The sequence below is a fragment of the Sphingomonas sp. SKA58 genome (assembly GCF_000153545.1).
GTDB lineage: Bacteria > Pseudomonadota > Alphaproteobacteria > Sphingomonadales > Sphingomonadaceae > Sphingobium > Sphingobium soli.
Genome location: NZ_CH959306.1, coordinates 1,268,891 through 1,283,182 on the forward strand (window position 1 = coordinate 1,268,891; position 14,292 = coordinate 1,283,182).

The 14,292-nt window shown below is 64.3% G+C and carries 9 protein-coding genes and 1 tRNA gene; 7 read left to right on the plus strand and 3 right to left on the minus strand.

Translation table 11 applies throughout. The features are described 5' to 3' along the window. The first annotated feature begins 10 nt into the window (after positions 1 to 10). From SKA58_RS06675 to trxA, 4 genes are read left to right on the plus strand one after another with little or no spacing between them, the layout of a single operon-like run. Positions 11 to 721, plus strand: a complete 711-nt coding sequence (locus SKA58_RS06675) for a nucleotidyltransferase family protein (protein ID WP_037542216.1) — start codon at positions 11 to 13, stop codon at positions 719 to 721. Further along, positions 714 to 3,683, plus strand: a complete 2,970-nt coding sequence (addB, locus tag SKA58_RS06680; RefSeq protein ID WP_009821628.1) for a double-strand break repair protein AddB — start codon at positions 714 to 716, stop codon at positions 3,681 to 3,683. Before SKA58_RS06675 ends, addB begins: the two co-directional genes overlap by 8 nt. Continuing rightward, positions 3,664 to 7,098 (plus strand): double-strand break repair helicase AddA, encoded by a 3,435-nt coding sequence (gene addA / locus SKA58_RS06685; RefSeq protein ID WP_009821629.1) that lies wholly within the window; start codon positions 3,664 to 3,666, stop codon positions 7,096 to 7,098. Before addB ends, addA begins: the two co-directional genes overlap by 20 nt. 29 nt (positions 7,099 to 7,127) lie before the next feature. After that, positions 7,128 to 7,448 (plus strand): thioredoxin TrxA, encoded by a 321-nt coding sequence (gene trxA / locus SKA58_RS06690; protein WP_009821630.1) that lies wholly within the window; start codon positions 7,128 to 7,130, stop codon positions 7,446 to 7,448. A gap of 168 nt (positions 7,449 to 7,616) precedes the next feature. Here trxA and SKA58_RS06695 read toward each other — a convergent pair whose 3' ends face one another. Together SKA58_RS06695 and argJ are read right to left on the minus strand one after the other, a co-directional pair. Next, positions 7,617 to 8,414: an inositol monophosphatase family protein gene (locus SKA58_RS06695; RefSeq protein WP_009821631.1), complete on the minus strand. Its 798-nt coding sequence runs from the start codon at positions 8,412 to 8,414 to the stop codon at positions 7,617 to 7,619. Further along, positions 8,414 to 9,637 carry a bifunctional glutamate N-acetyltransferase/amino-acid acetyltransferase ArgJ gene (argJ, locus tag SKA58_RS06700; protein ID WP_009821632.1) on the minus strand — a complete coding sequence of 408 codons (1,224 nt, stop codon included), beginning with the start codon at positions 9,635 to 9,637 and terminating at the stop codon, positions 8,414 to 8,416. Before argJ ends, SKA58_RS06695 begins: the two co-directional genes overlap by 1 nt. 131 nt (positions 9,638 to 9,768) lie before the next feature. On the opposite strand from argJ, the gene SKA58_RS06705 reads away from it, so the two are divergent. From SKA58_RS06705 to SKA58_RS06715, 3 genes are all read left to right on the plus strand, one after another. Continuing rightward, a complete protein-coding gene (locus SKA58_RS06705; protein ID WP_009821633.1) occupies positions 9,769 to 10,830 on the plus strand; it encodes a hypothetical protein in 1,062 nt (353 codons plus the stop codon). A 124-nt stretch (positions 10,831 to 10,954) separates the two neighbouring features. After that, positions 10,955 to 13,690 carry a preprotein translocase subunit SecA gene (gene secA / locus SKA58_RS06710; protein ID WP_009821634.1) on the plus strand — a complete coding sequence of 912 codons (2,736 nt, stop codon included), beginning with the start codon at positions 10,955 to 10,957 and terminating at the stop codon, positions 13,688 to 13,690. 112 nt (positions 13,691 to 13,802) lie between these two features. Further along, positions 13,803 to 14,162, plus strand: coding sequence for a PilZ domain-containing protein (locus SKA58_RS06715; protein ID WP_037542219.1), 360 nt, complete (start codon positions 13,803 to 13,805; stop codon positions 14,160 to 14,162). Positions 14,163 to 14,185: 23 nt separating this feature from the next. On the opposite strand, the gene SKA58_RS06720 is transcribed toward SKA58_RS06715, so the two are convergent. Next, positions 14,186 to 14,275: transfer RNA gene (locus SKA58_RS06720), tRNA-Ser, on the minus strand. Positions 14,276 to 14,292 lie beyond the last annotated feature (17 nt).

Below are 14,292 nucleotides of genomic sequence, written 5' to 3' on the forward strand. Positions count from 1 at the left end.
GGCGGCGACCATGATCGACACGGCGATGCTGATGGCGGCGGGGCTGGGCAAGCGGATGCGCCCCCTTACCGCAACGCGCCCCAAACCTTTGGTCAAGGTGGCCGGCAAGCCTCTGATGGATCACGCGCTCGATCGGCTGGAAGCCGGGGGCGTTCGCAAGGTGGTGGTGAATGTCCATTATCTCGCTGACACGGTCGAAGCCCATCTGAAGGCGCGCCGCTGCGGGATGGAGTTCACCGTTTCCGATGAGCGCGCGCAGCTGCTGGAAACCGGCGGCGGCCTCATGAAGGCAAAGCCATTGCTCGGCGATCAGCCCTTCTTCTGCGTCAACAGCGACAATTTCTGGGTCGATGGCCCGGCGGAAACCTTCGCCATGATGCGCCGCGTGTGGGATCCTGCGCGCATGGATGCGTTGCTGCTGCTTGTGCCGCAGGCCCGCGCCTATTGCCATAGCGGCATGGGTGACTTCAGGATGGACGCGGACGGCAGGCTGACCCGCCGGCGCGAAGGCCATGTCGCGCCTTTCGTCTATATCGGTATCCAGATCCTGTCTCCCGCATTGCTGGTCGATCCGCCGAGCGACGTCTTTTCCACGAATATCTTCTGGAACCGCGCTATCGCGGCGGGTCGTCTCTATGGCGTATCGCACCAGGGATTGTGGTTCGACGTCGGCACGCCCGCGGCGATCCCCGTGGTGGAATCTACGCTCGCTTATGGGTGAGCGCAGCCGTCCGGCCCTGTTCACCATTCCGGCGCATCGCGCCTTTGCCGATGCCTTGGTGACAGGGCTGCTCGCGCAGCATCGTGGCGATGTGATGGCGCTGGCGCAGGCCATGGTCCTGTTGCCCAACAACCGCGCCATTCGTGCAGTTCGCGACGCCTTCGTGCGGCAATCGGGCGGCGGGCTGCTGCTCCCCCGCCTGGTTGCGATTGGCGATCCCGATCTGGGTGAACAGGTCGGCGGCGCGTTGGACCCGCTGGGCGAAGAGGAGCCTATACCGCCCGCCATTGATCCGATGCGCCGTCAGATGCTGCTGGCGCGCATGGTGCAGGACGTGCGGCCGGAGGTGGATGCGGGGCAGGCGCTCCAGCTGGGCCAGGCCCTCGGCACCGTGCTGGACCAGATGCAGGTGGAGCGCATTTCACCCCGCGCGCTGCGGGATATTGACCTTTCCGCAGACCTGTCACGCCACTGGCAAGTGTCTTTGACCCTGTTCGAGATACTGATCACGCGCTGGCCCGCCGAACTGGCGCGGATCGGTTGCATCGACCTTGCCGACCGGCGCAACCGTTTGTTCGATCGGCTTACGGCCCGATGGGCGCTGCACCCGCCTTCCGGTCCCGTAGTCGCCGCTGGCATTTCGACCACGGCGCCGGCGATTGCCCGCCTGCTCCGCTGCATCGCTGAAACGCCCAACGGCATGGTGGTGTTCGCCGGACTGGACCAGCATATGGATGCCGATGCCTGGGATGCGATCGGCCCGTTCGACCCCGACCCTGCAACCGGGCAGCGCGTACCCGGCCATGAAAGCCATCCGCAATATGCGCTCAAGCAATTGCTCGACCGCATGAGCGCAACCCGCGACGATGTCGCGCAGTGGCGCTGGGGCAGCGAACATGATGCGCGCGCCGTGCGCGGGCGCAATATCTCCAATGCGATGCTGCCGCCGCGGCTCACCAGTCGCTGGCGCGACCTCAAGACCGCCGACCGATCTCTGGCGGGCGTCGAAGCGCTGGAAGTCGCGACGCCGGGTGAGGAGGCGCAGGCGATCGCTATCGCCCTGCGCGAAGTTCTGGAAACGCCGGCACGCACGGCAGCGCTGGTGACGCCGGATCGGCAGTTGGCAACCCGCGTATCGGCGCATCTCCGCCGCTGGGGGATCGACGCGGATGACAGCGCCGGGCAGCCCCTGTCGCGCCTGCCGCCCGGGACGCTGCTGATCGCGATGGCCCAAGCGGTGGCCGAGCGGTTCGCTCCCGTGCCGCTGCTGACGTTGCTGAAACATCCGCTGGTGATGCGAGGTGATGCGCGGATCGCCTGGCTGGACGGGGTGCGCGGGCTTGACCTGCTGCTGCGCGGACCGCGCCCGCAGGCCGGGCTGCACGGCATAGACCTTGTGCTGCGCGCCCGTGACGACGACCGGCAGAGGACGCTGCGCGATCAGGTGCGCGCCTGGTGGCCGACCGCCCGGGCGTTGCTGGAGCCGCTGGAAACGGCTTTCGCCACCACCACCGGTCTTGCAGGGCAACTCGCTGCGTTGCGGGAAGCGGCCAGCCTATTGTCGGCGGAAGCGATCTGGGCGGGTCATCATGGTCATGCCGCCGCTGATCTGTTCGCGGACATGGAGTCCGCAGCGCCGGAGGGGCCGCGTCAGGCCGATGCGCGCGCGCTGCCAGCATTGCTTGACGATATGCTGAGCGGTCTTTCCGTGCGCCCTCCGCAAGGCGGGCATCCACGGCTTTCGATCCTGGGGCTTATAGAGGCGCGTCTGACTCAGGCCGATGTCATGATCCTGGGTGGGCTTAACGAAGGCGTTTGGCCCGGCTTGCCCGCGCCGGACCCCTGGCTCGCCCCGCGCATCCGGCGTGACCTGGGCCTGCCGGGACTGGAAACGCGGATCGGGCTGGCCGCGCATGATTTTGCGGGCGCGTTGGGCGCGCCGCGCGTGCTCATCACCCGCGCGCGGCGCGGCAGCGGCGGGCCGGCCGTGGCATCGCGCCTGTGGCTGCGCCTGAAAGCGATGGCAGGGCCGCAGTGGAAGACCGCAGATCGTTATGCGGCGATGGCGCGGGCCATCGATGCGCCGTTGGTTTACGGCCCGACCAGGCGTCCCGCGCCATCCCCGCCGATAGCCGTGCGGCCCCATGTCATTCCGGTGACCGATGTCGACCGGCTCAAGGCCGACCCCTTCGCTTTCTATGCGCGCCGCATTCTGCGCCTGGCGCGACTCGATCCCGTAGACGCCGACGCCGGCCCGGCCTGGCGCGGCACCGCCGTCCATGAGGTTCTGCAACGCTGGGCGGAGGCCGGTACGCTTGATCCCACCGACCTGGAAGTGCGCGCGCGCGCCATGTTCGATCAGCCGGAAGTTCACCCGCTGCTCAAGGCTCTGTGGCAACCGCGCCTGATCGAATCGATCCGCTGGATCGCGGCGGAGGTCGCGCGCGACAAGTCGGAAGGGCGGACCATCATATCGGTCGAACAGGAAGGCCGTGCTGACGTCGCGGGGGTCACGCTGATGGGCAAGGCCGACAGGCTGGACCGGCTGGCGGACGGTCGGATCGGCATCATCGATTACAAGACGGGCAAGCCGCCCAGTGCGCGGCAGGTGAAGGCAGGCTTCTCGCTTCAACTGGGGCTGCTTGGCGTGATCGCGGAAATGGGCGGCTTCGACGGACTGGGCCCCGCGCCCGTGGCCGGCGACTTTGAATATTGGTCGCTCGCCAAAAAGGGGGACCAGTTCGGATATCGGGAACGGCCGGTCGATCCGCTGGGAAAACGCGACAAGATCATCACGCAGGAATTCACGGCGCATGCCCACGCCCATTTCGAAGGGCTGGCGAATGACTATCTGCTGGGCAGTGCGCCCTTCGTGGCGCAGCTCAATCCCGAAGTCGCCAACTATGGCGATTATGACCAGTTGATGCGGCTGGAGGAATGGTATGGCCGCGACGATGGGTAAGGCGCGCGCGCTTCAGAAATTGCTCGGCGATCAGGCACGGGCTGCCGGACCTGACGCTCATGTGTGGCTGTCGGCGTCGGCGGGGACGGGAAAGACCCATGTCCTTACCGCGCGTGTATTTCGCCTGCTGCTCCAGGGGGTGCGGCCCGAGAATATCCTCTGCCTCACCTTCACCAAGGCGGGGGCGGCCGAAATGGCCGATCGCATCCATGATCGGCTGGCGGCGTGGGTCCAGATGGATGGTCCCGCGCTGGCGGCGGACCTGATGGCGCTGGGCGAGGATCATGGCCCGCAGATGCAGGATCATGCCCGGCGCCTGTTCGCCGAGGTGCTGGAATCCACCGGTGGCCTGCGCATTCAGACGATTCATGGCTTTTGTCAGCAACTGCTGACAGCCTTTCCATTGGAGGCTGAGCTGGCGCCGGGCTTTCGGCCGCTGGATCAGCGCGAGCAATCGGCCCTGGCCCGCCAGACGCTGGCGGACGTGGTGGTGCGCGCGCAAGAAGAGGGCGACGACCCGCTCATGACAGCGCTCCAGTCGCTCAGCCTGCGCTTGGGCGAAGGCGGCGCGGAAGCTTTTCTGATGCGCTGTGCGGCACGGGGCGAGGCGCTGGGCGGCTTGCCTGCCCACATTGCGCCATGGATCGCTGCCGAATTGGGGCTGCCGGATGGTGACGTGGACCAATGGTTGGCCGACCAGTGCCGCGACGACATATTCGATATGCGGGCGCTCGACTGGATCGTGCGCGCCAATGCCGATTGGGGCAAGGGGCGCGGGCTGGAACGGTGCGACCGCATCGCCGCCTGGCGGGCGCTCGATCCGGCGGGCCGCGCTGCGGGCCTGATCGAATTGCATCGCGCCTGGGCGAAGGCGGATGGCGACATCATCGATGCCAGGGGCTGGGTGCCGCCGATTGACGGCTATGGCGAGATGGCGGCGCGGTTGCACAGCCGGTGCGGCGAGCTGATCGCGCTCAAGCTGCGCGCCGATTACGCCGCGCTGCTCGCTCAGGCGCTTCATGCCGGGCGCGCCTATGCCCGCGAATATGCGACCGCCAAACGCCTGGCCGGCGCGGTCGATTTCGATGACCTGATCGCGCGTACGGCCGCGCTGCTGGAGCAGCCCGGCATCGCCGAATGGATACGTTACAAGCTGGACCAGCGGATCGACCATATATTGGTCGATGAAGCGCAGGACACCAATGCCGCGCAGTGGCGGATCGTCCGAACGCTGGCGGAGGAATTTTTCAGCGGCGCAGGGGCAAAGGGCGACAAGGTTCGGACCGTGTTCACGGTCGGCGATTTCAAGCAGGCTATTTTCGGATTTCAGGGGACCAGTCCCCAGAATTTCGCGGCCGCGCAATTGTTGTTCCAGCGCGATGCGATGGATGCAGGTCACGATTTTCACAGCCTGTCGCTCGACCGTAGTTTCCGTTCGACGCCGGCGGTCCTGGATGTGGTGGATCGCACCATCGCCACGCTGCGTGCCGAGCGGCTCGGCCTGGAGGCGGGCGAGGTCCATCATGACAGCGCCAATCGCCATCCGGGCGAAGTGACGTTGTGGAAGCCGGTTGTCGCCAACATGACAGAGGATGCGGACGGCGAGGAGGATTGGGCTGACGATCAGGAGCGCGTGCTGGCACAGCGGATCGCGCGGCAGATAAAGCAGTGGATTGACAACGGCGTCATGCTGGAAAGCCGGGGCCGTCCGGTGCGGGCGGGCGACATCATGATTCTGGTGCGTCGGCGGAGCGAACTGGCACGACTGATCGTCGCGCGGCTTTATGAGGAGCAGGTGGCGGTTGCGGGTATCGACCGGCTGCGCCTCAACGCGCCGCTCGCGGTGCGCGACTTGCTGGCGGCCTTGCGGTTCGCGGTTCAGCCGGAGGACGAACTCAACCTGGCGTCCCTGCTTGTATCCCCCTTGATCGGCTGGACCCAGGACGAGTTGATGAACCGGCTGGTTGGGCGCCGAACGGGGCTGTGGCGGCATCTGAACCAGACGCTGGACGATGAGGCGCTAGGGCCTTTGCGGAATCTGCTGGCGGTGGCGGACTTCTCGACGCCCTACCGCTATCTGGAAGCGATAGTGTCGGGGCCGATGGATGGCCGGCGCAAGCTGATCGCGCGGCTCGGCGCGGAAGCCGCCGACCCGATTGAGGAATTGCTCAACGCAGCGCTTGCATTCGAACAGGACGATCATCCCTCGCTCCAGCGATTCATCGACTGGTTCGACCGGGGCGAGGTGGAGATCGTTCGCGACGCGGCGGGGCAGGGCGATATGCTGCGGCTGCTGACGGTGCATGGCGCGAAGGGATTGCAAGCGCCGATCGTCATCCTGGCCGATGCGTGCCTGGACCCCGATGCGGGCAATCGCGCCGACATGCTGGAGTGGAATGGCCTCCCCATCCTGCCGCCGCGCAAGGCGGAGCGGCAAGGGCCCATCGGGGATGTGGCAGAGGAGGCGGCTCAAATCGAGCGCGAGGAGCATTGGCGGCTGCTCTATGTGGCGCTCACCCGGGCGGAGGAAAAGCTCGTCGTTGCAGGATCGCTGGGGCCGCGCGCCAAAGGCGAAGTGAAGCCGGAAAGCTGGTTTGCCGCTGTCGAAGGGGCGATGATATCGCTGGGCGCGCAGTGGGAGGCTGACCCCTTATGGGGCGCCGCCCGGCGCTGGCGCGGGGCGGAGCAATTGCCCTCCAAGGACGCGGCTGTCGAGGACGCGCCTGCCGATCTGGCTACCGACACGCCGTCCTGGCTGCGGCAGGCCGCGCCCGCCGAGGCCAGGCCCCCGCGGCCGCTGGCGCCATCGGCTCAGGTGGAGGATGATGTTCCCTATCCTCCGCCTACTCCCGCGATGCGCGCGGCGGCCGAGAAAGGCCGGTTGTTGCATGCCTTGTTCGAACGACTGCCTGGCCTTGGTGCCAATCAGCGTGCATCTGCCGCCGACCGCTGGCTGGCGCAACAGGGGCTCATCGACGCATATGAGCGCCAGCAGTTGATCGACCAGGCATTGCGGGTGATCGACGCGCCGGACTTCGCTAATCTATTTGGCCCTGGCGCGCTCGCCGAAGCGCCGATTGCGGCGGTGGTGGGGGAGGCGGTCATCGCCGGTACGGTGGACCGCCTGTGCGTCGGGGCGGATCGGGTGCAGTTCGTCGATTTCAAGACGGGGCGCGTCGCGCCATCGACGCTGGCGGACGTGCCGACCTCCCACCTTTGCCAGATGGCGGCCTATGCCGCCGCGCTTGGCGTGATCTTTCCCGGCCGCCAAATCGAGGCCGGATTGCTTTACACCAGCGTTCCGCGGCTCATCACCCTGCCGCCAGCGCTGCTCGCAGCGCACAAGCCGGGCTTTGTCGGTGCGCAGGGAATTTTGCCGCTCCCGCCCGTTGAGCCGGCGGCTCCGTCATCCTAGATATTGCGCCAAGCAAAGGAGATTTACCCATGGCCACCAAGGCAGTTACCGATGTCAGCTTCCAGCAGGACGTGATCGCCGCCGACAAGCCGGTGCTGGTCGATTTCTGGGCGGAATGGTGCGGCCCGTGCAAGATGATCGGCCCGGCCCTGGAGGAAATCTCCGAGGAACTGGGCGACAAGGTCACCATCGCCAAGATTAATATCGACGAAAATCCCGACGCTCCGGGCAAATATGGCGTGCGCGGGATTCCGACCATGATCCTGTTCAAAAATGGTGAGGTCAGCGCGACCAAGGTTGGCGCTGCCCCCAAGAGCGCGCTCAAGGGCTGGATCGAAAGCGTCCTGTGATGCTCTGATACGCGGCGCTCCGCCGCGTGTCGGCTGAGTAGAAAGCCGCGCCGTCAACGCTTTGACGGCGCGGCTTTTTTCATGGGCGTGGACAGCGAGTGCGACAGTTGCGCGCGGACTGCCAACTGTTCGGCTAGCCGCTGCAGCTGTCGCATTTGCTGTCGTGATTCAGCCGAACAATTGGCGCGCCGCCTGATCCCAGAGGCGAGGAGAGGATGCACCCAGCAGGCCCCGGCGCAGATCGCCTACGACATAGGGCGTGCCGTCCAGCCGCTGGCAGCAGCCGCCCGCTTCATTGACGAACAATGTGCCGGCGGCATGATCCCAGGGCAGGGTGCGCGCGAAAACGGAGACGTCATTCTGGCCAAGCACCAGCCGGGGATATTGTTCGGCGGCGCAGCGGGGAATGTCTACCACGGCAAAGGCACCCTCGGCGCGTCTTTGAATGTCCGCCCGCTCCTCAGCCGTCATGAAATAGACTGCGAGCGCTGCGATCGGCAGGTCACCGCCGCTCTCTTTCGCGCGAACGGCTTGCCCGTCAATATGACTGCCGCCGCCCAACAGTGCGTGGCATAGCCGACCGGTCAGGGGATCTAAGATCCAACCCGCCAGCGTCGTGCCCGCGTCGGCGAGTGCAACCATGATCCCGAAAGGCGGATTGCCAGCTGCGAAATTGCCGGTGCCGTCGATCGGATCGATGATCCAGTTCAAGCCTTCGCCCGCGCGGTCCAATATGGCGGGATCGGTCGCGCAGGCTTCCTCACCGATGATGCCAGCCTCCGGCAGGATCGCGCTCAATCCCTCGGACAGCCGCAATTCGCTCTCCTTGTCGGCGATGGTGACGAAATCATCCGCCGCCTTTTCGGCGATCTCATCGGCAGCCAGGTTGCGGAAACGTGGCATGACCACGTCGCGGGCAACTTGCCGCATCAGCGCGACGACGGGTTCGTGCAGATCGAAAAGCATCAGCTGCGATAGTCCGCGTTGATGGAGATATAGCCGTGCGTCAGATCGCAGGTCCAGATGGTCGCGCGGCCTTCGCCCAGCCCCAGATCGACGCCGATTTCGATCTCCTGCCCTTTCAGATGCGCGGCGACCGGTGCTTCGTCATAGCCCTCGACGGCTAAACCGTTGGTGGCGACCTGCGTGGCGCCGAAGCGGATGGAAAGCCGGTCCCGATCGGCGGGTTCGCCGGCCTTGCCGATGGCGGCGACCACGCGCCCCCAATTGGCATCCTCGCCCGCAATCGCGGTTTTGACGAGGGGCGAGTTGGCGATCGACAGGCCGATGCGATGGGCGCTGTCGTCACTGGTGGCGCCTTCGACGCGGATTTCGATAAATTTGGTCGCGCCCTCGCCGTCGCGCACGACAAGGTGCGCCAATTGTCGGCAGAGGTCGGCCAGCGCCGCGGCAAAGGCATCCGCGCCCGGATCGTCCATTGAACGCAGCGGGGGGTGGCCGGCCTTCCCTGTGGCGAAGGCCAGCACCGTGTCGCTGGTCGAGGTGTCGCTGTCGACCGTGATGCAGGAAAATGTGCGTGTGTTCGCGGCCGTCAGCATTTGCTGCAACAGCGCCGGTTCAATGGCGGCGTCGGTGAAGATGTAGCCCAGCATGGTCGCCATGTCCGGCGCGATCATGCCCGATCCCTTGATAATCCCGACCAAAGTCACCCGCCTGTCGCCGATCATTGCGCTGGTGTTCGCGCCCTTTGGATAGGTATCCGTGGTTCCGATGGTGATCGCGGCCTGCTCCCAGCCACACGGCGCTGCGGCGAAGGCGGCTTCAAGACCGGCTTCTGCCTTTTCCACGGGCAGAGGGACACCGATGACGCCCGTCGAGGAAATGAACACGTCCGACGGCAGGCAATCCAGATGATTGGCGACCTTGGCGGCGATCGCTTCCACGGCTGCGCGGCCGCGGCTACCGGTAAAGGCGTTGGCGTTGCCGGCGTTGACCACCAGCGCGCGCGCGGCCCCCAATGGGATGGCGTCGCGGCACCATTCGACTTCCGGCGATGGGCATTTGCTTTGAGTCGTGACACCGGCAACCGCCGTACCTGCCTCCAGTTCGACATAGGTCAGGTCAGCGCGCTCCCATGCCTTATAGCCAGCACGAGCGGTGCGCAGCGTGACCCCGGTAATGGCTGGAAGGGAGGGAAAGGTGGCTGGGGCGAGGGGCGATCTGTCCATGGCGTCGCCATAGAATGCGTACCGACCGAAAGCCAGCCCGTGCCGTCGCTAAATGGCGATGCGACTGCGGACTTGCGTCAACGGCGGCGTCATGCTTGTCAGAGTTGATAGATGATAGGGTCGCACTGGATATGACGCATGTCGGCGGGGGCCGGTTCGCCTTTTATGCCAAGCGCTTTTCGCCGCGCAAGGCCAGTATCAGGCTGCGGGTTCTGGAGCCCCTGGCTGCGCTGCGCGAAGCAGGTCTGGGCGTCGCGCGCTATCCCCTGCTTCGTCGACCGATCGGTTATGACGTCGTCGTCATTTCCAAAGCTTTCGGCCGAGGCGCGATGAAGGTCGCGAAGGCAGCGGCTGCCGCGCGATCCAGCCTGGTATTCGACATTTGCGACAATCGTTTCGCCAATAATCGCTGCAAGGAATCCGCGCGCCATAGCCTGCGCACCAACCATCTGTTGGGCTGCGCGGACCTGGTGACGGTTCCGACAGAGCGGATGGGGCGTCTACTGATCCAGTCGGTCCCTGAAATCAGCGATCGCGTGCGGATCGTCCCGGACATGCTGGACGACATGTCCGGGCATGCGGTGCGGTTGTCGGTGATCGACAGGTGGCGGCTCGGGCAGCTCGACGACTTTCTCGCCCGGCATGGCGATGCGCTGCATTGCGTGTGGTTTGGCAACAATATGCCCGGGATCGCGGGTTTATGCCAATTGCACGATCGGATTGCGGAGCTTGAGCGCTTCGCGACGCGGCATCCCGTGACACTCACGATCATCAGCAACAAGCCTGCCCTATACCGCAGGGCATCGATGCACTGGGGCATTCCGCATCATTATATCCCATGGGCGCTGGCAAGCTTCCCGCATGCCCTGCGCCGCCATCGTGTCGCCGTCATCCCAGTGCCGCAAAATGATTATACCGCGGGCAAATCCATTAACCGGCCGGCGACGGCGATGATGGCGGGGCTCGGCGTCATCGCGGATTCGATCGGATCCTACGAGGAATTGCGGCCTTTCATCGTGTTGGACGACTGGCAGGCGGGGCTTGCCCGCTATGCGCTTGACTGGGCAGGCGAACGGGACCGTCTGGCGGCCGGGCAGGCGCACCTCAACGCGCACTATGGGCGGACGCAGATCGCCCAGCGCTGGGCAGAGGTATTGCGCGAGGCTGAAGCGCGTCGAAACATGCAGGGCTGACAGGCATTTAGTATCCCGTAGGCCCACGCCGAATTGACGCGCGCCCGGCCGATGCCTATTTGCCGCTCAATTGTTTGCGGCGTGGCTTGTTGCGCCCTTTTGTCTTTTCGCTCAGGGAGAGCTCATGTTCGGCGCACTCGCCAAATCCATTTTCGGATCGTCCAACGAACGCTATGTCAAGTCGCTGGGCAAGATCGTCGAGCGGATCGCTTCCTTCGAGCCATCAATCGAAGCGCTGAGCGATGAAGATCTGGTTGCGCAAACGGTCCGTTTCCGCGAACGGCTGGCGGCGGGCGAGACGCTGGACGACCTGCTGCCCGAAGCCTTCGCCACCGTGCGCGAAGCGTCGAAGCGCGTTCTTGGCATGCGGCATTTCGATGTGCAGATGGTGGGCGGCATCGTCCTGCATCGCGGCGAGATCGCCGAAATGCGCACGGGCGAGGGCAAGACGTTGGTGGCAACGCTGGCCACCTATCTCAATGCGTTGGAGGGCAAGGGCGTCCACGTCGTCACGGTGAACGACTATCTTGCCAGCCGCGACTGCGATTGGATGGGCCAGGTCTATCGCTTCCTTGGGTTGACCACGGGGGTTATCGTGCCCAACCTGTCCGAGGACCAGCGGCGCGCGGCCTATGAGGCCGACATCACCTATGCGACCAATAATGAACTCGGCTTCGATTATCTGCGCGACAACATGAAGTTCGACCGCGGGTCGATGGTCCAGCGCCCGTTCAATTACGCGATCGTCGACGAGGTGGATTCGATCCTGATCGACGAAGCGCGCACGCCGCTTATCATCTCCGGGCCGACGGACGACAAGTCCGAGCTCTATGTCGCGGTCGATGCGATCGTGAAGCAGGTCACGGACGCTGATTATGAAAAGGACGAGAAGCAGCGTAGCGTCACGCTGACCGAAGACGGCACGGAAAAGATCGAGCGGTTGCTGGAGCAGGCCGGGCTGTTGCAGGGCGCCAACCTCTATGATTTCGAAAATACCGCCGTCGTCCATCATGTGAACCAGGCGCTGCGCGCGAACGTCATGTTCCGCCGCGACATCGATTATATCGTCAAGGACGGCAAGGTCGTCATCATCGACGAATTCACCGGTCGCATGATGGATGGGCGCCGCTGGTCCGATGGCCTGCACCAGGCGGTGGAGGCGAAGGAAGGCGTCAATATCGAGCCGGAAAACCAGACGCTCGCTTCCATCACCTTCCAGAATTATTTCCGCATGTATCCCAAGCTTTCGGGCATGACGGGCACCGCTGCGACCGAAGCGACGGAATTTTATGAAATCTACAAGATGAACGTCGTCACCATCCCGACCAATCGGCCGGTGCAGCGGGTGGATGAAGAAGATACGTTCTACAAGAATCTGGAAGACAAGTTTCGCGGCATCGCCCGGACCATCAAGGTCCATGCCGAAAAGGGTCAGCCCGTGCTGGTCGGCACCGTGTCGATCGAGAAATCGGAAATGCTATCCGAATTCCTCAATCAGGAAGGCGTCAAGCATGCGGTGCTCAACGCCAGATTCCATGAAAGCGAAGCGCATATCGTTGCCCAGGCGGGCCGCAAGGGCGCCGTGACGATTGCGACCAACATGGCGGGTCGTGGCACCGACATCAAGCTGGGCGGCAATCTCGAGATGCGCGTCGAGGACGAACTGCGCGACATGCCCGAAGGTCCAGACCGCGACGCGGCCATCGCCCGGATTGAAGCGGAGATCGAAGTCGAGAAGCAGGAGGTGCTGGATGCTGGCGGCTTGTTCGTGCTGGCGACCGAGCGGCACGAAAGCCGGCGCATCGACAATCAGCTGCGTGGCCGTTCGGGTCGTCAGGGCGACCCCGGCCTGTCGCGCTTCTATCTCAGCCTTGACGATGACCTGATGCGCATTTTTGGCCCGGACACGATGTTCGCCAAGATGATCCGTTCCAATCTGGAGGACGGGGAGGCGCTGCCGCCATCCAAATGGCTCAGCAAGGCGATCGAGACCGCGCAGAAGAAGGTCGAGGCGCGCAATTACGACATCCGCAAGCAGGTCGTCGAATATGATGACGTGATGAACGACCAGCGCAAGGTCATCTACGAACAGCGCAGCGACATCATGGATGCCGATACGGTGGACGATGTCGTCACTGATATGCGGCACGAAACGGTCAACGACCTGGTCGGCGCATCCTGCCCGCCCGGCACCTATCCCGAACAATGGGACATGGAGCGACTGAAGGCCCGCACTGCGGAGATTTTGGGGCTGGAGCCAGACTTTGACGCGTGGCTCGCCGAGGACGCGGTCGATCCCGAAATGATCGAGGAGCGGCTGGTCGCGATGGCGGACGCCGCGGTTGCCGAGAAGGTCAAGGAGATCGACGCGGCCGATTGGCACATGATCGAAAAATCAATCCTGCTCCAAAGTCTCGATCATCATTGGAAGGAGCATCTTTCCACGCTCGATGCGCTGCGTCAGGTCGTCCATTTGCGCGCCTATGCGCAAAAGACGCCGATCAACGAATATAAGCAGGAAGCCTTCGCGCTGTTTGAGCGGATGCTGGAAAATATCCGCGAGGATGTGACCGGGTCGATCGCCCGCGTGCAGTTCCGGATGGAGCAGCCGCCGATGGAGGATTATGCGCTTCCCGTACTGCCGGATTTCATCACGACGCATATCGACCCGTTTTCGGGCGAGGATAATAGCGCCGATATCGATGCTGGGCAGACGGGCAGCATAACGACGACGATCCCGCGCGCGCCTGCGCCGCCGGTGGCGGGCGAAGACTTCACCAATATGGACATCAGCCGCAATGCGCCCTGCCCCTGTGGTTCGGGGCAGAAATACAAGCATTGTCACGGTGCGCTCGCCTGATATTCTCCACAACGGCGCACATTTGCTGCGCCGTTAACCACGTGGCGTAAGCGTTCATAAAGGATCGAGAGCGAATCTGTGCCTATCCCGGGGGGCGAACCGGGAGAAGAATATGGAACAGGCCGTGTGTCGAGCCCGAGCAGAACGGAGGCGTGAGCAGCGTTTTGCCACCGAAGTGTCGGCTACGCTCAATTGGGAGGGCACGAGCCAGCCCGTCCAGATCCGGAATATTTCCATTTATGGGGCGCTGGTGAGCGGCGCGTGGCTGCCAGTGGTAGGCGAGCGCGTGACATTGATCGCCGATCATCTGGAAGTATGCGGCACGGTAATCTGGAACGGCCCGGATCGGTGCGGCCTGCTTTTGAGTCACGCAGTCGATCCGCAGGCCATCGTCTGCCAAGCCGACCACCAAGTATCAGTGGGAAGCTCGGCCCTCATTTTGCAAGAAGTGTCACCCGGCCATTATGCCTGAAAAGACGGCAGCCGACTGAAAACTGGCGGACAGGGTGGGATTCGAACCCACGGTGGGCGTGAACCCACGGCGGTTTTCAAGACCGCTGCCTTAAACCACTCGGCCACCTGTCCCTGGCGCGCTTCCTAGC